Origin of the sequence: Rhodococcus sp. NPDC079359, assembly GCF_040702585.1 — a bacterium.
Lineage (GTDB): Bacteria > Actinomycetota > Actinomycetes > Mycobacteriales > Mycobacteriaceae > Rhodococcoides.
In genome coordinates this window covers 104133-123152 of sequence record NZ_JBFBLH010000005.1, presented here as the reverse complement: position 1 = coordinate 123152, position 19020 = coordinate 104133, and the positions used below count along the sequence as shown (strand labels likewise).

At 65.3% G+C, this 19020-nt stretch carries 18 protein-coding genes; 8 read left to right on the top strand and 10 right to left on the bottom strand.

Annotation, left to right across the window (positions count from 1 at the left end; translation table 11 throughout):
• Nucleotide 1: 1 nt before the first annotated feature.
• The 4 genes from lipA to sucB form a co-directional block, all read right to left on the bottom strand.
• Entirely contained in the window at nt 2-1015 is a 1014-nt protein-coding gene (gene lipA, locus AB0362_RS14060) for a lipoyl synthase (protein WP_317808945.1), read from the bottom strand.
• 10 nt (nt 1016-1025) lie between these two features.
• The gene (gene lipB, locus AB0362_RS14055; protein WP_317808947.1) at nt 1026-1805 is read right to left on the bottom strand and encodes a lipoyl(octanoyl) transferase LipB; all 780 of its coding nucleotides are present in this window, start codon (nt 1803-1805) and stop codon (nt 1026-1028) included.
• A 21-nt stretch (nt 1806-1826) separates the two neighbouring features.
• The gene (locus tag AB0362_RS14050) at nt 1827-2717 is read right to left on the bottom strand and encodes a TIGR01777 family oxidoreductase (protein WP_300524689.1); all 891 of its coding nucleotides are present in this window, start codon (nt 2715-2717) and stop codon (nt 1827-1829) included.
• A 149-nt stretch (nt 2718-2866) separates the two neighbouring features.
• Nucleotides 2867-4654: a 2-oxoglutarate dehydrogenase, E2 component, dihydrolipoamide succinyltransferase gene (gene sucB / locus AB0362_RS14045; RefSeq protein WP_317808949.1), complete on the bottom strand. Its 1788-nt coding sequence runs from the start codon at nt 4652-4654 to the stop codon at nt 2867-2869.
• Nucleotides 4655-5031: 377 nt separating this feature from the next.
• On the opposite strand from sucB, the gene AB0362_RS14040 reads away from it, so the two are divergent.
• Nucleotides 5032-5373: an oxidoreductase gene (locus tag AB0362_RS14040; protein ID WP_094688555.1), complete on the top strand. Its 342-nt coding sequence runs from the start codon at nt 5032-5034 to the stop codon at nt 5371-5373.
• Nucleotides 5374-5421: 48 nt separating this feature from the next.
• Here the strand turns inward: AB0362_RS14040 and AB0362_RS14035 are convergent, their stop codons facing one another.
• Nucleotides 5422-6945: a leucyl aminopeptidase gene (locus tag AB0362_RS14035; protein ID WP_317808950.1), complete on the bottom strand. Its 1524-nt coding sequence runs from the start codon at nt 6943-6945 to the stop codon at nt 5422-5424.
• A 117-nt stretch (nt 6946-7062) separates the two neighbouring features.
• Here AB0362_RS14035 and gcvT point away from each other — a divergent pair, with 117 nt between their 5' ends.
• Nucleotides 7063-8163: a glycine cleavage system aminomethyltransferase GcvT gene (gcvT, locus tag AB0362_RS14030; protein WP_317808951.1), complete on the top strand. Its 1101-nt coding sequence runs from the start codon at nt 7063-7065 to the stop codon at nt 8161-8163.
• 41 nt (nt 8164-8204) lie between these two features.
• The gene (locus AB0362_RS14025; protein ID WP_317808952.1) at nt 8205-9308 is read left to right on the top strand and encodes a branched-chain amino acid aminotransferase; all 1104 of its coding nucleotides are present in this window, start codon (nt 8205-8207) and stop codon (nt 9306-9308) included.
• Here AB0362_RS14025 and AB0362_RS14020 read toward each other — a convergent pair.
• The 4 genes from AB0362_RS14020 to AB0362_RS14005 are packed head-to-tail and all read right to left on the bottom strand — an operon-like array spanning nt 9305 to nt 12418.
• On the bottom strand, nt 9305-10066 hold the full coding sequence (locus AB0362_RS14020) for an adenosylcobinamide-GDP ribazoletransferase (RefSeq protein WP_317808953.1): 762 nt from the start codon (nt 10064-10066) through the stop codon (nt 9305-9307). The two genes, AB0362_RS14025 and AB0362_RS14020, sit on opposite strands and share 4 nt — an antisense overlap.
• Before the next feature lie 2 nt (nt 10067-10068).
• Nucleotides 10069-11187: a nicotinate-nucleotide--dimethylbenzimidazole phosphoribosyltransferase gene (gene cobT / locus AB0362_RS14015; RefSeq protein ID WP_317808954.1), complete on the bottom strand. Its 1119-nt coding sequence runs from the start codon at nt 11185-11187 to the stop codon at nt 10069-10071.
• The gene (cobU, locus tag AB0362_RS14010) at nt 11184-11753 is read right to left on the bottom strand and encodes a bifunctional adenosylcobinamide kinase/adenosylcobinamide-phosphate guanylyltransferase (protein WP_317808956.1); all 570 of its coding nucleotides are present in this window, start codon (nt 11751-11753) and stop codon (nt 11184-11186) included. Before cobU ends, cobT begins: the two co-directional genes overlap by 4 nt.
• A gap of 5 nt (nt 11754-11758) precedes the next feature.
• Nucleotides 11759-12418: a DUF3043 domain-containing protein gene (locus AB0362_RS14005; RefSeq protein ID WP_068052118.1), complete on the bottom strand. Its 660-nt coding sequence runs from the start codon at nt 12416-12418 to the stop codon at nt 11759-11761.
• A gap of 100 nt (nt 12419-12518) precedes the next feature.
• On the opposite strand from AB0362_RS14005, the gene AB0362_RS14000 reads away from it, so the two are divergent.
• The 3 genes from AB0362_RS14000 to AB0362_RS13990 all read left to right on the top strand — a co-directional run bounded on the left by AB0362_RS14000 (nt 12519) and on the right by AB0362_RS13990 (nt 15101).
• On the top strand, nt 12519-13592 hold the full coding sequence (locus AB0362_RS14000; protein WP_317808957.1) for a glycerate kinase: 1074 nt from the start codon (nt 12519-12521) through the stop codon (nt 13590-13592).
• Between the two features lie 64 nt (nt 13593-13656).
• Complete coding sequence (locus AB0362_RS13995) at nt 13657-14022, top strand: iron-sulfur cluster assembly accessory protein (protein WP_068052114.1); 366 nt, start codon at nt 13657-13659, stop codon at nt 14020-14022.
• A 104-nt stretch (nt 14023-14126) separates the two neighbouring features.
• Nucleotides 14127-15101, top strand: coding sequence for a carbohydrate kinase family protein (locus AB0362_RS13990; protein ID WP_317784400.1), 975 nt, complete (start codon nt 14127-14129; stop codon nt 15099-15101).
• Nucleotides 15102-15195: 94 nt separating this feature from the next.
• On the opposite strand, the gene asnB is transcribed toward AB0362_RS13990, so the two are convergent.
• Nucleotides 15196-17124 (bottom strand): asparagine synthase (glutamine-hydrolyzing), encoded by a 1929-nt coding sequence (asnB, locus tag AB0362_RS13985; RefSeq protein WP_317784399.1) that lies wholly within the window; start codon nt 17122-17124, stop codon nt 15196-15198.
• Nucleotides 17125-17346: 222 nt separating this feature from the next.
• Here asnB and AB0362_RS13980 point away from each other — a divergent pair, with 222 nt between their 5' ends.
• On the top strand, nt 17347-18426 hold the full coding sequence (locus AB0362_RS13980; RefSeq protein WP_068052110.1) for a cytochrome c oxidase subunit II: 1080 nt from the start codon (nt 17347-17349) through the stop codon (nt 18424-18426).
• A gap of 18 nt (nt 18427-18444) precedes the next feature.
• Nucleotides 18445-18861 (top strand): cytochrome c oxidase subunit 4, encoded by a 417-nt coding sequence (locus tag AB0362_RS13975; protein WP_068052104.1) that lies wholly within the window; start codon nt 18445-18447, stop codon nt 18859-18861.
• Nucleotides 18862-19020: the final 159 nt, after the last annotated feature.

Below are 19020 nucleotides of genomic sequence, written 5' to 3'. Positions count from 1 at the left end.
ATCAGCGCGCGGCCAGACGAGCCATCAGCGAGCTGGCCTCCTGAGAGGCCTCGCCACCATCGGTCAGGTGGCTCATGCTCTCGGGCAATTCTCGGCCGTGATGCGCCATGGCCTGTGCGTAGAGGCGTCCGGCGCGGTACGAGGAGCGGACCAACGGACCGGCCAGCACACCGGCGAACCCGATCTCGGTGGCGTAATCGGAGTGCTCGACGAACTCTTCCGGCTTGACCCAGCGCTCGACCGGGTGGTGGCGCGGCGACGGGCGCAGGTACTGGGTGATGGTCAGGATGTCGCAACCGGCCTCGTGCAGGTCGCGAATGGCTTCCTGCACCTCTTCCGGGGTCTCGCCCATGCCGAGGATCAGATTCGACTTGGTGACCAGACCGTCGTCGCGGGCCGCGGTGATGACGTCCATCGACCGCTGGTACCGGAAGGCGGGGCGGATGCGCTTGAAGATGCGCGGCACCGTCTCGACGTTGTGCGCCAACACGTCGGGACGGGAGGAGAACACCTCGGCCAGCTGATCCGGCTTGGCGTTGAAATCGGGGATCAACAGCTCGACGCCGGTGTTGGGGTTCAGCTTCTTGATGTACCGCACCGTCTCGGCGTACAGCCACGCGCCGCCGTCCTCGAGATCGTCTCGAGCGACGCCGGTGATCGTCGAGTAGCGCAGACCCATGGCCTGCACGCTCTCCGCCACCCGGCGCGGCTCGTCTCGATCGAGGTCCTCCGGCTTGCCGGTGTCGATCTGACAGAAATCGCAACGGCGGGTGCATTGCTCACCGCCGATGAGGAAGGTCGCTTCGCGATCTTCCCAGCATTCGTAGATATTGGGGCAGCCGGCTTCCTCGCACACCGTGTGCAGACCTTCACGCTTCACAAGACCCTTGAGCTCGGTGTATTCCGGGCCCATCTTCGCTTTGGTCTTGATCCAGTTGGGTTTGCGTTCGATGGGGGTCTCCGCGTTTCGGATCTCGAGGCGGAGCAGCTTGCGTCCTTCTGGGGCCACAGTCACGGAGTCGATGCTACGCGCCGAAGCGGACCGTGGTGAACTGCGGGTTGATCGACGCACTCGTGACGGCCGGATGTTCGATCTCGTGATCCTGCACGGGCATCGACCCGTCCAGCGCGGCCAGAACGGCCTCGGTGACAGCAGCGGTTACCTCGCCGACGGTGACGTCTCGGCCCAGCTCCAGCGACAGTGACGTCACACCCGCATCGGCGATGCCACACGGGACGATCGCATCGAAGCCGGTCATGGCGGCGTTGCAGTTCAGTGAGAATCCGTGCAGTGTCACCCCACGCTGAACGCGTACTCCGATGGCGGCGATCTTGCGTTCGGGAAGCCACGCGCCGTCGCGCATCTCGGCTGCCAACCACACTCCCGATCGGCCGTCGACGCGTCCGCAGGCGATGCCGTACCCGGACACGACGGAGATCAGAGCTTCTTCGATCCGGCGCACGTACTTGACGACGTCGATCGGCTGCTCGAGCTTGACGATGGGATAACCCACCAGTTGGCCCGGACCGTGCCAGGTGATCTTGCCGCCACGATCGACCTCGACGACGGGAGTGCCGTCCCGCGGCATGTCTTCCTCGGCAGTGCGCCGCCCTGCCGTGTAGACGGACGGATGCTCGAGCAGCAGCAGCGTGTCGGATCCGACGCCATCCGCCCGGGCACCGGCCAGCTCGCGCTGCAGTGCCCAGGCCTCGGTGTACTCGACGGTGCCCAACTTGCGCACCACCATCGGTTCGGAGCTCGCGCGCGCCGACACTACGGCCGACGAAGAGTTCGCATCACTCATGAATCGGAAGGGTACGCCGCGTCACGAGCCGACGGCCACCCGCAGTGCCTCTCCCACGGTGTTGTGCTCGAAGGTGTAGCCCGCGTCCTCGAGAGCCTTCGGAATTGCCCGTGGACCGGTGAGAATGGCCTCCTCGGCAAATTCTCCGATCACTGCCTTCAGCGCGAAGCCGGGGACGACCCAGGGGGCCGGACGGTGCACCGCGCGCGACATCGCACTGTTGAACTGCGCGTTGGTCACCGGAGTGGGACCGACCATGTTGACCGGCCCACGCAGGGAATCGTTCTCGATGCCGTGAACGATGGCACCGATCTCGTCCTCGAGAGAAATCCACGGGAAGTACTGGCGGCCACTGCCAAGCCGCCCGCCGAGGGCGAACAGATACAGCGGACGAAGCTTGCCCAACATGCCGCCGCGCTGCGACAGCACGACACCGCTGCGCAGCATGATCGTGCGAACACCCGCTTCCGACGCCGCAGACGTGGCGTTCTCCCAATCACGACAGACCTCGGCCAGGAACCCCTCACCGACGGGAGCCGTCTCGTCGACCACCCGATCGCCCGTGTCGCCGTAGAAGTTGACGCCGCTCGCGTTGATCAGAGTGGGCACACCCGCGTCGGCGGCAGCCCCGGCGAGTACTTCGGTGGGAGCGATGCGGCTGTCCCGTACCAACTGCTTGTACGCACCGGACCATCTCTTGTCACCGATTCCGACACCACAGAGGTTGACGATCGCGTCGGCTCCGGCTAGCGCGGCCGCATCGACGCTTCCGCGCGATGGATCCCACTGTGACTCGTCGGGTCCGGCCGGTGATCTCCGAACCAGGCGGGTGACGTCGTGGCTACGGCCCCGCAGCGCTGCGACCAGGGCCGTGCCGATCAAACCTGATGAACCTGCAATGACTACGCGCATGTGAACGAAAGCCTCCTTGACGCAAACGGGGCATCATTCGCGAACGAATGATGCCCCGGATGCACGGTTCGTGCCCCTCTTTTCGAGACTCCGATGCGAATGTTTCGCGCTCTCACCAGAATACGTGAGAGTAGCGATTCGCCGGTTGCCTACAGGCCGAGATCGGCCTCGAACGACGCCACTTCGAGACGCTGCTTGATCGTCGTGAGGAAGCGTCCCGCATCGGCTCCGTCCACCAGGCGGTGGTCGTAGGTGAGCGGCAGGTAGCACATCGAGCGAACACCGATCGACTCGTTGCCCGAGTCGTCCTTGACGACGACCGGACGCTTGACGATTGCGCCGGTGCCCAGCATGGCGGCCTGCGGCGGAACCAGGATCGGGGTGTCGAACAAGGCACCCTGGCTGCCGATGTTGGTGATCGTGAACGTGCCACCGGACAGCTCGTCGGGCTTGAGCCCGCCCGAGCGTGCACGGGTGGCGATGTCGTTGATCGCCCGAGCCAGCCCCGCGAGCGACAGGTCGCCCGCATTGTGGATGACGGGGGAGAGCAGACCCTGCTCGGTGTCCACGGCGATACCGAGGTGGACATCGGCGTGGTACGTGATCTCCTTGGCTTCCTCGTTGATGCTCGCGTTGACGTTGGGGTGCGCCTTCAGAGCTTCGACGACGGCCTTCGCGAAGAACGGCAGGTACGTCAGGTTGACGCCCTCGTTCTCGGCGAACTTCGCCTTCGCCTTCGTCCGCAGACCGGCGATCTTGGTGACGTCCACCTCGAAGGTCTGGGTGAGCTGTGCAGAGGTCTGCAGCGACTCACGCGTCTTCTTCGCGGTGATCTGCCGGATCCGGTTGATCTTCTGCGTGGTGCCGCGAAGATGCGCGAGCTCGGGACGAACACCGGCGGTGGCCGGCGAAGCAGGCTTGGCGGCCGCGGCGGGCGCAGCCTCGGCGGCCGGAGCAGCCGGAGCCTTCTTGGCCTCGGCAGCAGCGAGCACATCCTGCTTGCGGATGCGTCCACCGACACCGGTGCCCTTGACCGTCGAGAGGTCGACATCGTTGTCCGACGCCAGCTTCCGAACCAACGGCGTGACGTACGGGCTGGAATCACCCGACGGTGCCGACTCCTTGGCGGGAGCAGCCTTGGGGGCCTCCTGCTTGGGCTCGGCCTTGGGTTCGGGCTTCGGTTCGGCCTTCGGGGCTTCCTGCTTGGGAGCCTCCTTCTTGGGCTCTTCCTTCTTCGGCTCTTCGGCCTTGGGGGCCTCGGGCTCCGGGGTGGCCTCGGGCTCGGGGGCCTTCTCGGCCGGCGATCCCGATCCGATGACGGCGAGCTGGCCACCGACGGCGACCGTGTCGTCTTCCTCGGCGGAGATCTCGAGCAGAGTTCCGGCGACCGGAGACGGGATCTCGGTGTCGACCTTGTCGGTGGAGACCTCGAGCAGTGGTTCGTCGACAGCAACCTCGTCGCCGACGGCCTTGAGCCAACGGGTCACGGTGCCCTCGGTGACGGACTCGCCCAACTCGGGCATCGTCACCGGGGTGCCTGATCCGGACGAGTCGGACGATGCACTCGCTGCGGGTGCCTCCTCCTCGGCCTGTGGCTCGGGCTCGGCTGCGGGAGTGGGCTCCTCGGCAGCTTCCTCGGGTGCCGACTCCTCGGCGGGGGCAGCTTCCTCGGCCGGCGCGTCGGACGAGGGAGCCTCGCCTGCGTCACCGATCTGGGCGAGCTCGCCACCGATCTCGACGGTGTCGTCTTCCTGAGCGACGATCTTGGTCAGAACACCGGCTGCAGGCGACGGGATCTCGGTATCGACCTTGTCCGTGGAGACTTCGAGCAATGGCTCGTCGACTTCGACGGTGTCGCCTTCTTGTTTGAGCCACCTCGTGACAGTTCCCTCGGTGACGCTCTCACCAAGAGCTGGCATCTGGACGGAGAAGGCCATGTCTGTTGACTCCTCGACAGTTGTGTGCGGGTGATGTGGTTCGACGACTCGTGGTCGCAGACCATTGTGCTGGCGGAACAGGGTTCATGGACGAGAGTTGCGTGATTCGGTTCGACGGAGGCGCCGGTGCACAAGACACCGATCGAGCGTGTTCGGCTCGACACAGCGCCCACGTAGACACTCCCTCTCGGCAATTCACTTACTCACTTCACGAGCCTTGGTTCACTATCAAGAGAGCTGAACCCTCTAATGTCATCCTTCCATTGTTATCGCCTCGCCGTTCCCCTAGGGCGTTCAACACGCCTGGCAAACTGGCGGGTAACAACATTCCGGCACCCGAACCGGTGATCCATCGGCCGTACGAAAAGGATGTTCTCGTGGGATTGTTCGATCGACTCAAACGAAGCGGCGGGTCCGCGAAACGTGGCCCCGAGGGGTCGGTTGCCCAGTACCTGGCCGATTGGACGGCCGCTCGAATCGGTGTCGAGGCCTACGTCGAGCCGAAGACGACGGTGACCCCGCTGACGGTGGTGCTCGTCGCGAACGACGGCGAGTGGACCCGTCGGCCGCTGGATGAAAAATATGCACGAAAGATCGGACGCGACCTGAAGATGCCGGTCTACGACGTGCGCAAGACCGGCTATCCCCAGCGCATGCGCGATCACGACGCTCGCCAGAAGATCATCAAGAAGCGCGAACAGCAGCAGCGCGATCTCTGACCGAAATCCGTGCGTGCAGATTTCGATCCGCACGCACGGACTGTGCCATCAGCCGTTCTCGACGATGTCCTCGAGGACCGCGAACATCGTCCGTACGGGAACGCCGGTGCCGCCCTTGCCGGTGTACCCGAAGGGCCCGCCGGTGTTGTACGCCGGTCCCGCGACGTCGATGTGAGCCCATTCGACGCCCTCGGGGACGAATTCCTTCAAGAACAGCGCCGCGGCCAGCATTCCACCGGCCCGGCCGTTGGTGACGTTCGCCAGATCGGCCACCTTGGAATCGAGTTCACGTCGGATCTCCTTCGGCAACGGCATCGGCCACGCGTTCTCGCCGATGGCCTGAGAGATCTCGGCGACGCGGTCGCGGAAGTCCTCGGTGCCCATGACTCCTGGAGTTCGATTGCCGAGCGCGACCACCTGGGCCCCGGTCAGTGTCGCGGTGTCGATGAGGTAATCCGGATCGTCCTCGCAGGCACGCACGATCGCGTCGGCCAACACCAAGCGGCCTTCGGCGTCGGTGTTGATGACCTCCACGGTGATGCCACCGTACTGGGTCAGGACATCGCCCGGACGCTGCGCTGTGCCCGACGGCATGTTCTCGGCCATCGGCACCGTCGCGACGACGTCGAGCGGTAGATCGACCTTCGCGGCCAGGATCACCGTCGCGATGACCGCAGCCGCACCGCCCATGTCCGAGGTCATGTTCTCCATGCCCGCAGCGGGTTTGATGGAGATGCCGCCGGTGTCGAACGTGATGCCCTTGCCCACCAGTGCGACCTTCTTCGCGCCCCGCTTGCCGCCCGAATGCGTCAGGCGAACCAGTCGCGGCAGGCGTGAAGAACCCTTGCCGACGCCGTGAATGCCGCCGTAGCCGTCCTTCTCCAGTGTCTTGTCGTCGAGGATCTCGACCTTCAGACCTGCAGCCGTACCGAGCGCCTTCGCCTGCGCCGCGAACTCCTCCGGGTAGAGGTGACTCGGTGGGGTGTTGACGAAATCACGTGCTACAGCGACGGATTCGGCAATGGCGATCGAGCGTGCCAGCTCGTTCTTCGCCTCCTTCGAGCGCGTGTCGGGCACGAGCAACTCGACGCGGGCGAGGGGAAGACCGTCCGCCTTCGGTGCCGAGAGCGAGGACTTGAACTCGGTGAACTGATACGCGCCGAGAAAGAAACCTTCCGCGGCCGCACCGAGATCGAGTGCCGACAACGTGGTCGCAACCGTATCGACGCCTTTCAGTGCACGGGCCGCGGTTCCGGCGGATTGCCGGATGCGCTCGCTGTCGATGTCGGCTGCGCTACCGAGGCCGACCGCAAGGACGCTGTCCATGGACAGGCCGGACGGCGCCGGAATGCGCACGAGCTCGTCGGCCTTTCCGGTGGCACCGACGGACTCGAAGGCATCGAGTAGCGCAGCGGCGACGGCGTCGTCGGAAATGTCGTCGGTGATGGCGAGTTCGAGGCCGTCGTCACTGGTGCTCAGCGCGACGACGAGAACGTCGACTTTCTTGCCGAGCTTGCCCGCGAGGACCAGGTCGGGTCCGAGAGTGCGGGAAGGCGTCGAAGATGAAGGCACGTGGCTGCTCCTGTAGGGGTTGACGTGTACGTACCTCGATCCTAATGACGACGCGTCGAGGGACGCAGTCGGTCTGCCGGGCCCGCGACGGCCGCGATGTGAGCTAGCGTGACCGCCATGACCGACACCGAGCTGATCGAGGGACCACTTCACGCCGTGCACACCGAATTGGGCGCGACATTCGCACCTTTCGGCGGCTGGACCATGCCGGTGTCGTACGCCGGAGTGGTCGTCGAGCACACGGCGGTGCGAGAGACCGTGGGCCTGTTCGATGTCGGGCACCTCGGCAAGGCGTCGGTGACCGGACCCGGAGCCGCTGCGTTCGTGAACTCCGTGCTCACCAACGATCTGAACCGAATCGAACCGGGCAAGGCGCAATACACCCTGTGCTGCACCGAATCCGGCGGTGTCGTCGACGACCTGATCGCGTACTACGTCTCGGACGAGAACGTCTTTCTGGTGCCGAACGCAGCCAACACGGCGGCCGTCGTCGCGGCGATGGCCGAGCAGGCACCCGAAGGGGTTTCGGTGGTGAACCAGCACCGCGAGTTCGGAGTGCTGGCCGTGCAGGGACCGAAATCGACCGAGGTCCTGCAGGAACTCGGCCTGCCGACCGAGATGGACTACATGGCATTCGAGGACGCCACCTGGAATTCGGTGGCGGTGCGCGTCTGCCGGACCGGATACACCGGCGAACACGGCTACGAGCTCGTTCCTCCCGCGGAAGATGTGGAACCACTCTTTCGGGCACTCATGGCTGCCGTGCGATCGCGCGGAGGGCAGGTGTGCGGGCTCGGTGCACGCGATACGTTGCGTACCGAGATGGGATACCCGTTGCACGGACACGAACTGGCACTGGACATCTCGCCACTCGAGGCGCGCTGCGGTTGGGCGATCGGGTGGAAGAAGGATGCGTTCTGGGGCAAGGAAGCCCTGTCCGCCGAGAAGGCGAGCGGACCGGCGCGAGTGCTGCGCGGACTGAAGGCCCTCGATCGCGGTGTCCTGCGCCCGGGCCTGGCCGTCAGGGCGTCGGGACAGCAGATCGGAACGACGACGTCCGGAACGTTCTCGCCGTCGCTCAAGATCGGAATCGCCCTGGCGCTGCTCGACGCGGAAGCCGCTCCTGAGGTGGGCACGGAGGTCGAGGTCGACGTTCGTGGGCGAGCGTTGCGCTGCGAAGTGGTCGCGCCGCCGTTCGTCGCAGCGAAGACCAGGTGACCGCGCGAGAGCGCAGCGGTCTTGACGATAGGATCTCCGGCATGACAGGTGTTTCCGAGTTCGCGTACGTGCAGCATCCCTCTCCCGCCACTCCCGTGGAGCGCGACGCGGTGCTCGCTGCACCCGGTTTCGGAAAGCACTTCACCGATCACATGGTGTACGTCGACTACACCCGTGACGGCGGATGGCACGATGCGACGATCGCGCCCTACGGGCCGATCGAGCTCGACCCCGCCGCGATGGTGCTGCACTACGGCCAGGCCATCTTCGAGGGACTCAAGATCTACCGTCAGCCGAACGGCGACCTCTCGACCTTCCGGGTGCACTCCAATGCCGAGCGCTTCCGCTCCTCGGCCCGCCGTCTGGCAATGCCGGAGTTGCCGGACGAGCTGTTCATCGGATCGATCGAGAAACTTCTCGAATTCGACCACGAGTGGGTCCCCGCAGCAGGCGGCGAAGACGCGCTGTACGTGCGGCCGTACATGTTCTCCACCGAGGCCGGGCTGGGCGTGCGCCCCGCCGACTCCTACCGCTACATGTTGATCGCCTCGCCCGCGGGCGCGTACTTCCCCCGAGGGGTCAAGCCGGTGAGCGTCTGGCTGTCCACAGAATACGTCCGGGCGGCACCGGGCGGCACCGGTGCGGCGAAGTTCGCCGGCAATTACGCTGCATCGCTCCTCGCGCAGGCGCAGGCCAGCGACGAGGGATGCGATCAGGTGGTGTGGCTCGACGCCGCCGAGCGCCGCTACGTCGAGGAAATGGGCGGCATGAACCTGTTCTTCGTCTTCGGCTCGGGCTCCGACGCCCGCCTGGTGACGCCGTCACTGTCCGGATCACTTCTCCCCGGTATCACCCGCGACTCGCTGCTGGCCCTGGCGACCGACGCAGGCATCCCTGTCGAAGAACGGCGGATCTCCACGGAGGAGTGGCGCAAGGGTGCCGACTCCGGTGAGATCACCGAGGTGTTCGCCTGCGGCACAGCAGCAGTCATCACACCGGTGGGCAGCGTCAAGTCCACCGAGGGAACGTTCGAGATCGCAGGCGGCGAGCCCGGCGAGATCACGCTCGCACTGCGCGACACGCTCACCGGCATTCAGCGCGGAACATTCGCCGATACGCACGGCTGGATGACCACGCTCCGCTAGCTCCCCAGCAGCAGGCCGACCGCGGCGAGCGCGGTGGTGGTCTCGATTCCGGCTCCGAGCACGTCGCCGGAGAGCCCGCCGAAGCGTCGGATGCAGTGGCGAGTGAGGATTACCGCGACGGCGAGTACGAAAACGACCACCAGCGCTCCCTGCCACGGTCGGTCGGGACGAATGTACGTGGACATGGCCGTTGCCACGCCTGTCCACAACGCCACGGCTGCGATCGACTGAGTGCCTGCCACCAGCGCGCCGAAGCCGCTCGGTGCCGCCGCCTCGATCCCTCGGCGACACGCGACGACCACCGACACCCGTCCGATCACCGAGACACACACGATGGCCCACCACATGTGCAACTGCGCGAGCTGACCCAGGCTTGCGGCCTGTATCCCCAGCACCAGAGCAAGTGATGCCACGCCGAACGGGCCTGCACTGCCGGACTTCATGACTTCTCGCGCGCGCTCGGGAGGTCCGTAGCAGCCCAGTCCGTCCGCGGTGTCGGCCAAGCCGTCCAGATGCATACCCCGAGTGAGCAATGCCGAGGCCGCGACGGCGAGCAGTCCGCCGAGGAGAGGCGTCAGGCCCGCCGTGATCGACACCCACAGAACGATCGCGCTGATGCTGCCGAGGGCGATGCCGACGAGCGGAGCGAGCGCTATCGCGCGCCCGGCGGAGTCCCTGTCGACCTCCTCGGGGCCGCGCACGGGAAGCACCGTCAGCCAGGAGAACGCGAGCACCAGTGCATCGGCTGGGCTGCGCACAGTCAGTGGTCTTCGGCGGTGCTGCGGTCTTCGGCGGTACTGCGGGCTTCGCTGTCGCCGGTACTGACACCGGAGTCGGCGAAGGTTGCCATCGAATTCAGGGTGCCGACACCCGCACGAACCAGAGGCAACGCCGCCAGCGCTCCCGAGCCTTCGCCCAGTCGCATCCCGAGTTCCACGATCGGTTCGAGACGCAAGTGCCGCAACGCAAGTGAATGGGCAGGCTCGGCCGAGCGATGCCCGGCAACCCACCAGTTGCGTGCCCCGGCTGCCGCGTCCTCGGCCACCAGAGCGGCCGCGGTCACCACCAGGCCGTCCAGAATCACCGGGGTTCGCCGATGCGCTGCCTGTGCCAGAAAGCCGGCGAGGGCCGCGATGTCGGCACCGCCCGCGACTCGCAGCAGATCGGTGGGGTTCTTCGCGACCGGCCGGGCTCGACGCATCGCGTCCCGGATCGCTGCGGTCTTCCTGATCCACCCCGCGTCGTCGATTCCGGTGCCGCGACCGACGGCGGCAACCGGCTCGGCATCGGTGAGGGTGGCGATCAATACCGTTGCAGGAGTGGTGTTTCCGATACCCATGTCACCTGCGATGAGAAGATCTGCGCCGCCGTCGACCTCTTCGTCGGCGATGGCGGCTCCGGCAGCGATCGCGGCCTCGACCTCGTCCTCGGTGAGTGCATCCTCGCGGTCGATCGATCCACTGGACCGTCGAATCTTGAACGCGGACACCGAAGAATCCGTATCGGCGTCGACCGCGATGTCGACAACCCGAACCGCGGCACCGGCGATGGCCGCCAGCACGTTGACCGCTGCGCCGCCGGCGCGGATGTTCGCGACCATCTGAGCCGTCACCTCGGGAGGGTAGGCAGAGACTCCGTGTGCGGCCACGCCGTGATCGCCGGCGAAGACGACGACACGCACTCGTTCGAGAGACCGCGGCGGGCAGGCGTCCTGGCAGGCGGCGATCCACTCACCGAGCGCCTCGAGGCGACCGAGGCTTCCGGCAGGCTTGGTCAATTCCCGTTGCCGGACCGCGGCGGCCGATCGAGCCGAGTCCGACGGAGCAGTCACCGGACGAAACGGCGACGACGCCGAATCCTCTTCCGAAAGAATTGTCACACTGTGCCTTTCGCGGTGATGAAGTCCGCCGGAGGGTCCTTGAGGGTCAGCGCGAGTCCTGCGACGACCAGCAGAACCCTGTCACATACTGCCGCGAGCCGAGAATTGAGCAATCCCAGCTCGTCTCGGAAGAGGCGACCGGAACGGGATTCGGGCACCACGGACAAGCCGACTTCGGGGCTGACGAGCAGAAGGTGGGACGGGCAGTCCGCGACTGCCCGAACCAGATCGTCGACAGCCGGTGCGATCGTGCCGCGGGGGAGCTCCCAGGCCTGTGCATCGTCGAGCATTCCCGTCAGCCACGTTCCCAGATCGTCGACGACGGTGGTGCCGTCCCAGGGCTGCGAGACGACACCGGACAGTGACGTGACGGTTTCGACGGTGGACCAGTGTCTCGGTCTCGACGCACGGTGACGCTCGATACGAAGCTGCCAGTCCTCGTCGGTGGCGTCCCGCCGACCGGTCGCGAGATAGCGAACCGGCTCGAGAACGGCAAGCGATTCCGCGTGCCCGGACTTGCCGGATCTGGCTCCACCGAGCACGAGGGTTCGTCTCGGTTCGCCCACCGACGTCAGACGGCCTCGCCGGCGCTGACTCGCGGCTTGGGTGCGCGCATCTTGCGGATCTGGGACGCACGGACGAAGGCGTACCACCCGATCCTGAAACCGCCGTCGGTGGTCTCGGGGAACCGCACCCGGATCTTGTTGTTGATCATCTTGCCGAGGTAGATGCCCTCGCCGACCATGAAGAGCATCATCACGAACATGCCGAGGGTGACGTACTGCTGCACCTGCGGCTGCAGGAACAACGCGAAGATCAGGATCAACGCCAGCGGCATGAACAGGCCGACGAGGTTGCGTCGTGCATCGACGATGTCGCGTACGTATGCACGCACCGGACCCTTGTCGCGGGGGAGCAGATACTTGTCTTCGCCCGCCAGCATCCGTGCGCGTCGTTCGGCTGCGGCGGCGCGTCGCTCGTTGGAGGCGGCCTTGCGGTCTTCCTTGCTGCCCTTGTTCGCCTTGCGGCGCTCGCGTGCCTCTTTGCTCGTCAGGGGAGCAGGAGCAACCGGTCCGCGACGCCGAGCTTCGGCATCGCGGCGCTTGGGGGTCGGCCGGCCCTTGCCGAGAGACACCGAAGGGGTCGCGTCGCTCCCGGCCGTCGTCGACTCGGATTCGTTCGAGTCGTTTCCGTCCGAATTGTCAGAGTTTCCACGGCGTAGCAGCTTCACGCACTCAGAGTATGGGATGGCCCGTTGCCGACGAACACCGGCCAGGTCAGCGGCGAAACAGCGGATGCCGTTCCGGTGCGGCAGCCCTAGACTTCCGACGATGCGAGTGATGATTGCGCCGGATTCGTTCGGAGACACCTTGACTGCCGCGGCCGCGGCCGACGCCATCGCCAGGGGATGGGCCTCGGTTCGTGAGACCGACGAACTCGAACTCGCGCCCCAATCCGACGGCGGCCCCGGGTTCGTCGAGGTCCTGGCCTCGCGCATCGGCACCGTGCAGACCGCAGACGTGGACGGGCCCCTCGGCAACCCGGTCCGAGCCCACTGGCTGCTCGACGATACGGCGGCGTACATCGAATCGGCTCAGGCCTGCGGACTGCATCTTCTCGACGGCCCGCCCACTCCACTGTCAGCACTGAAGGCGAGCAGCTACGGCGTCGGTCAGCTGCTCGACGCCGCTCTCGACGCCGGTGCGCGAACGGTGTTCGTCGGGCTCGGGGGAAGCAGCTGCAGCGACGGCGGGCGCGCGATGATTCGTGCGCTGGGCGGACTCGGATCGGCGGTCGCGCGATTGTCGGGCATCGACCTCGTCGCCGCGTCGGACGTGGAGAACCCGCTGCTGGGCGACGCCGGTGCGGCCCGAGTGTTCGGTCCACAGAAAGGTGCCGACGCAGACACCGTCGCTCGGCTGGAGGAGTCGAACACCGATTGGGCTGCAGTGCTCTCTGCCGCCGGCTACGACGTGGCAGACCGACCGGGAGCCGGAGCCGCAGGAGGTCTGGGGGCGGCACTGTTCGCACTCGGCGGCAGGCAGCTACCCGGTGCCGTCGTGGTGGCCGAACGAACCGGGCAGCAGGAACTGCTCGACTCCGTCGACCTGGTGCTGACCGGTGAGGGCAAATTCGACTCGCAATCGCTGCGCGGCAAGCTGGTGACCAGAATTGCTGCCGCGGGCGGCGCGACGGGCATCGACACGATCGTGCTCGCTGGGCAGGTCACGTTGTCGAAGGACGAACTGGAGTCGGCGGGCATCTCGGCTGCGCACTCGATCAGTGAGTTCGCGGGTTCGGTCGAGCTGGCGATGTCGGATGCGGCCAATCAGCTCGAACAGTTGGCCGCGCGCGTCGCGGCCGACGTGGTCGACACCGGTGTGCGAGCGAGGCGGCGAGCGTGAGGAATAGAGCTACCGGGAGTACGGTTGAGTCATTCACGGGTTGTACGACTGATAGGGAGAACCCATGACCGTTTCGAATGAGACCGCAACGACCGAAACCACGGCACACAAGGTCACCATGACGGAGACCGCGTCGACCAAGGCCAAGGCGCTGCTGGATCAAGAAGGCCGTGACGACCTCGCGCTGCGCATCGCCGTGCAGCCGGGAGGTTGCGCAGGACTGCGCTACCAGCTCTTCTTCGACGACCGAAGCCTCGACGGCGACCTCGCGGTCGACTTCAACGGCGTCACCCTCGCAGTGGACCGGATGAGCGCTCCCTACGTGGAGGGTGCATCCATCGACTTCGTGGACACGATCGAGAAGCAGGGCTTCACGATCGACAACCCGAACGCCACGGGATCGTGCGCGTGCGGCGACTCGTTCAACTGAGCTGACTCGTACTCGACTGTGACCGGTACACGCATGCGTGTACCGGTCACAGTTGTGTCTGCCCGTCGACTCCACAGCATCTACGAACCGAAAGGCCTTCCTTCGTGACACTCGCGGTATCCGGCTCGATAGCGACCGACCATCTGATGCGATTCTCCGGACGGTTCGCCGAGCAGATCGTCGCCGATCAGCTCTCGAACATCTCGTTGAGCTTCCTGGTGGACGATCTGGTCATTCGCAAGGGAGGTGTCGGCGGAAACATCGCGTACGCACTCGGAGTTCTCGGCGGCGCGCCTCTGCTCGTCGGGGCCGTGGGACCGGACTTCGCCGAGTACCGGACCTGGCTCGAAGAGCACGGCGTCGACTGCAGTGGTGTGAGCGTGTCCGCTACCGCACACACTGCCCGCTTCGTCTGCACCACGGACGAGGACATGGCGCAGATCGCGTCGTTCTACCCCGGAGCGATGAGCGAGGCCCGGGACATCTCCATCGAGGCACTCGCAGCGCAGCACGCGATGGACCTGGTTCTGATCGGTGCCAACGACCCCGACGCGATGACGGCGCACACGGCGCAGTGCCGCGCTGCAGGCATCCCGTTCGCGGCAGACCCGTCGCAGCAGCTCGCTCGGCTCGACGCCGCGCAGGCAACCGACTTGATCGACGGTGCCGCGTACCTGTTCACCAACGAGTACGAATGGGCGCTCCTCAAGCAGAAGACCGGCATGTCCGACGCTGACATCGCCGACAAGGTGGATCTGCGCGTCACCACCCTGGGCAAGCGGGGCGTGGACATTGTCGAAAAGGGTGGTGTGCACACCCATATCGGTGTCGTACCAGAGACGAGCAAGGTCGATCCGACCGGTGTCGGCGACGGCTTCCGAGCAGGTTTCCTCACCGCCCACATGGCCGGAGCCAGCATCGAACGTGCAGCGCAACTCGGTTCGCTCGTGGCCGTGCTGGTGCTCGAGACCACCGGCACTCAGGAGTGGGAACTCAACCGCGACGACGCGATCAAGCGTCTGACCTCTGCCTACGGTGCCGAAGCGGGCGAGGAGATCGGGGCATTGCTCCCCGCCTGATCGAGGTTGTTCGTTTGCCCACCGGATCAATGTGGCTTTGTTGCACTCCGAGCGACCGAAAGTCGCATTGATCCGGCGGGGACGGTCGGCCAGGTCAGATGTTGACCGGATACTCCGGTTCGGCGATCTGCGGCACGATGCGCTTCTCGACGAAGATGCCGTGCCACACCATGAAGATCAGCAGCGTCCACAGTCGACGGCTGTGATCGGACTTGCCGGCGCGGTGATCGTTCAGCATCGCGACGACGGCGGCCTTGTTCAGCAGGTGATCGGTCTGCGAGTCGGCGATCTGCTGGTGCGCCCAATCGAAGAGTTCCGGTCCGCGCAGCCAATGGCGCAGTGGCACAGGGAATCCCAGTTTGGCGCGATGGAGTACGTGACCGGGAACGATTCCCTCGAGCGCCTGACGCAGAGCGTACTTGGTGGTGCTCTTGGTGATCTTCTGGTCGAGCGGGAGCTTCTCGGCGACCTTGTAGACCTCGGAGTCGAGGAACGGAACGCGCAACTCGAGTGAATTGGCCATGGTGATCTTGTCGGCCTTGACCAGAATGTCGCCGCGCAACCAGGTGAACAGATCCAGATGCTGCATCCGAGCCACCGGATCCCATCCCTGCGACTGCGCGTAGATCGGCGCGGTGACGTCCTGATGGGTCCACTCGGATCGGAACTCGCGCAACACCGATCGCAACTGCGCGTCGTTGAAACTGCGTGCGTTGCCGTAGTACCGCTCTTCGAGAGTCATGGATCCACGGTTGAGCAGGCTCTTGCCGCGAGTGCCCTCGGGGATTCGCTCGCTCAACGAGCCGGCCGCACGTCGAAGGAAGGCGGGAAGCGACTCGAACGGCTTCAACGACAGCGGTTCGCGGTAGATGGTGTAGCCGCCGAACAACTCGTCTGCGCCTTCGCCGGAGAGCACGACCTTGACGTGCTTGCGGGCTTCCTTGGCGACGAAGTACAGCGGCACCAACGCGGGGTCGGCCACTGGATCGTCCAGATACCAGACGATCTCGGGGATGGACGCCGCGAACTCCTCGGGTCCGACGACCTTCACGATGTGCCGAGCACCGATTGCCGCGGCCGACTCCGCTGCCACGTCCACCTCGGAGTAGCCCTCGCGCTCGAATCCGGTGGTGAACGTGATCAGGTCGGGGTTGTGACGGATCGCCAGAGCTGCGATGGCCGTCGAATCGATTCCGCCCGAGAGGAAGGAGCCGACCGTGACGTCGGCGCGCATGTGTTTGGCAACCGAGTCTTCGAGTGCCTCGGCGATTTCCTGGTACCGCGCCTTCTCGCTGCCGGGTGCGAAGGGCTGAACCGGGAACTTCGGGGTGAAGTAGCGAGTGACCTTCGGCGGCGTGCCCGGTGACAGCGTGGCGTAGCAACCGGATTCGAGCCGCCGAACGCCTGCGTGCAGGGTTTCGGGCTCGGGGACGTACTGCAGCACCGTGTAGTGCTCGATGGCACGCGGATCGAGATCGGTGTCGACGCCGAGCAGATCCATCAGCTCGAGCACGCTCTTCTTCTCGCTACCGAACGCGGTGCCTCCGGGACCGGTGGCCAGGAACAGCGGCTTGATGCCGAAGGGATCGCGTGCAACGAACATCTCGCGCGTCTCGGTGTCCCAGATGGCGAAGGCGAACATGCCTCGCAGACGCTGCACGGCGGCAGCGCCCCAGTAGTGGAATGCCGCAACGATCGACTCGCTGTCACCTTCGGTGGCGAATTCTGCCCCGTGGTCGCGCGCGAGTTCCGCACGCAACTCGAGGTAGTTGTAGATCTCGCCGTTGAACACCAGTGCGTACCGGTTCGGCGACTCGGGCGGACCCCACCGCATCGGCTGGTGCGAGTGTTCGATGTCGATGAACGAGAGTCGATTGAAGCCGTAGACGACGTCGTCGTCGTGCCAGGTGCCACCGGGCTCGTCCGGGCCACGATGGCGCATGCAATGAGTCGCCGAGCTCACCAGCTCGACGCCGGCGGCGGTCGTTCCGTGAGATGTCAGTACTCCGAGCAGTCCACACACAGCGTCTGCTACCTCTTCTCGCAGTTGGGGACAATGCCGGGGGCCGGATCTCCGCGTGTCGTCAGCGGGACGGTCGATCAGCAACCGAGTATGCCGCAGACACGCTCGAACCTAGGTAACGACCCAAGGGTGGCTCCGCGTCAGCTTTGGTCTACGCTGCGTAGTACTCGGGCATCTCCATGTGGAAGCCCTTATTCTTCAGTGGTGGGCAATCAGGAAGGCGTGAACGTGGCGCATAGTCGGATCCTTCGGCGAGCGGGGCTGACAGCATTTCTCGGTGTAGCCGCGTTGATGCTGTCGGGCTGTTCCATCAGCAGCGACAACGTACTCAATTTCGGTTTCGCCTCGGGCGTCACCCCGCAGGGGCGACGCATCGGCGACCTGTGGACGTGGTCGGTCATTGCCGCCCTGGTCATGGGCATCATCGTGTGGGTTCTGATCTTCTGGGTGGTGCTGTTCCACCGTAAGAAGAAGAGCTCACCGGAGTTCCCTCGCCAGACGGCCTACAACGTTCCGCTCGAGTTGTTCTACACGGCGGTTCCGTTCGTGATCATCGCCGTCCTGTTCTACTTCACCGTCGTGGTGCAGAACTACGTCGACGAGAAGCAGGCCGATCCCGATGTCCAGGTGGATGTCACGGCTTACCAGTGGAACTGGAAGTTCGGCTACCGCACCATCGACCTCAAGGACGGTGCCGCCAAGTACGAGGGCACCGACGAAGAGGAGCAGGCTGCAGCCGAGGCCGCTGCCACCCCGGGCGAAGGTGCCGAGGGCAGCGAGGACGGCGAGTTCGTTCCGGGACCGATCAACGGAGCATCCACGCAGGATCTGTCGTACCTGCACTACAACAAGATCGAAACGGTCGGCTCGAGCGAAGAGATCCCGGTCCTGGTTCTGCCGACCGGTAAGCGCATAGAATTCGTGCTCGCGTCCTCGGACGTCATCCACGGATTCTGGGTTCCGGAATTCCTGTTCAAGCGTGACGTTCTCCCGAACCCCGAGGAGAACCACTCCGACAACGTCTTCCAGATCAGCGAAATCGAACGCGAAGGCTCGTTCGTCGGACGGTGCACCGAAATGTGCGGCACCTTCCACTCGATGATGAACTTCGAGGTTCGTGCCGTGTCTCCCGAGCGGTTCGAGCAGTACATCGAGCTGCGCAAGCCTCTGTCCGAAGGCGGAGACGCGCTGACCAACGCGCAGGCACTCGAAGCCATCGGCGAAAGCCCCCTCGCAACGAGCACCGCTCCGTTCTCGACCGACCGCACCCTCCGCACAGCCGCTGTCGCTGAAGGCAACTGACCAAGGAAGCATGCTGATATGAAAATCGAAGCCAAGATCTTCGAAATCCTCACTGTCTTCTTTCTCCTGGTCGGCATCGTGTACGCGTTGTTCACGGGCCTGAGCCGCACAGGAGTCGAGTGGGCCGGAGTCACCGCGATCTTCTTGTCGGTCGGTCTGACGTTGATCGTCGGAACCTACTTCCGATTCGTCGCACGACGCCTCGACACCCGACCCGAGGACTTCGACGACGCCGAAGTCAGCGACGGCGCAGGAGACCTGGGCTTCTTCAGCCCCGGTAGCTTCTGGCCGATCGTGCTCGCAGGAGCCGCGTCCATCACCGCCATCGGATTCGCCTTCTTCCAGCCGTGGCTCATCGCCCTCGGCGTGGTGAGCGTCATCGCTGCGGCCGCAGGTTTGGTGTTCGAGTACCACGTCGGTGCCGAGCGCCACTGACTCCATCTGCTTCACCCGAAAAGGGCCCCGGTTGTTCTCACGAGCGACCGGGGCCCTTTTCAGCTGTCCGAGTAGAGGCCGAACAGGATAGTCCGCTCATGGCGCTGTGAGGTGACACTGAGAGCGAGCGTGCGGAGGTCGAGCGCGCAGCGGTGAACG

Excerpts from the sequence above, each read along its gene's own strand:
- AB0362_RS13975 (WP_068052104.1), top strand. The coding sequence starts at position 18,445 with ATGAAAATCGAAGCCAAGATCTTCGAAATCCTCACTGTCTTCTTTCTC.
- AB0362_RS14050 (WP_300524689.1), bottom strand. The coding sequence starts at position 2,717 with ATGCGCGTAGTCATTGCAGGTTCATCAGGTTTGATCGGCACGGCCCTG.
- AB0362_RS14025 (WP_317808952.1), top strand. The coding sequence starts at position 8,205 with ATGACAGGTGTTTCCGAGTTCGCGTACGTGCAGCATCCCTCTCCCGCC.
- sucB (WP_317808949.1), bottom strand. The coding sequence starts at position 4,654 with ATGGCCTTCTCCGTCCAGATGCCAGCTCTTGGTGAGAGCGTCACCGAG.
- lipB (WP_317808947.1), bottom strand. The coding sequence starts at position 1,805 with ATGAGTGATGCGAACTCTTCGTCGGCCGTAGTGTCGGCGCGCGCGAGC.
- AB0362_RS14000 (WP_317808957.1), top strand. The coding sequence starts at position 12,519 with ATGCGAGTGATGATTGCGCCGGATTCGTTCGGAGACACCTTGACTGCC.
- gcvT (WP_317808951.1), top strand. The coding sequence starts at position 7,063 with ATGACCGACACCGAGCTGATCGAGGGACCACTTCACGCCGTGCACACC.
- AB0362_RS13995 (WP_068052114.1), top strand. The coding sequence starts at position 13,657 with ATGACCGTTTCGAATGAGACCGCAACGACCGAAACCACGGCACACAAG.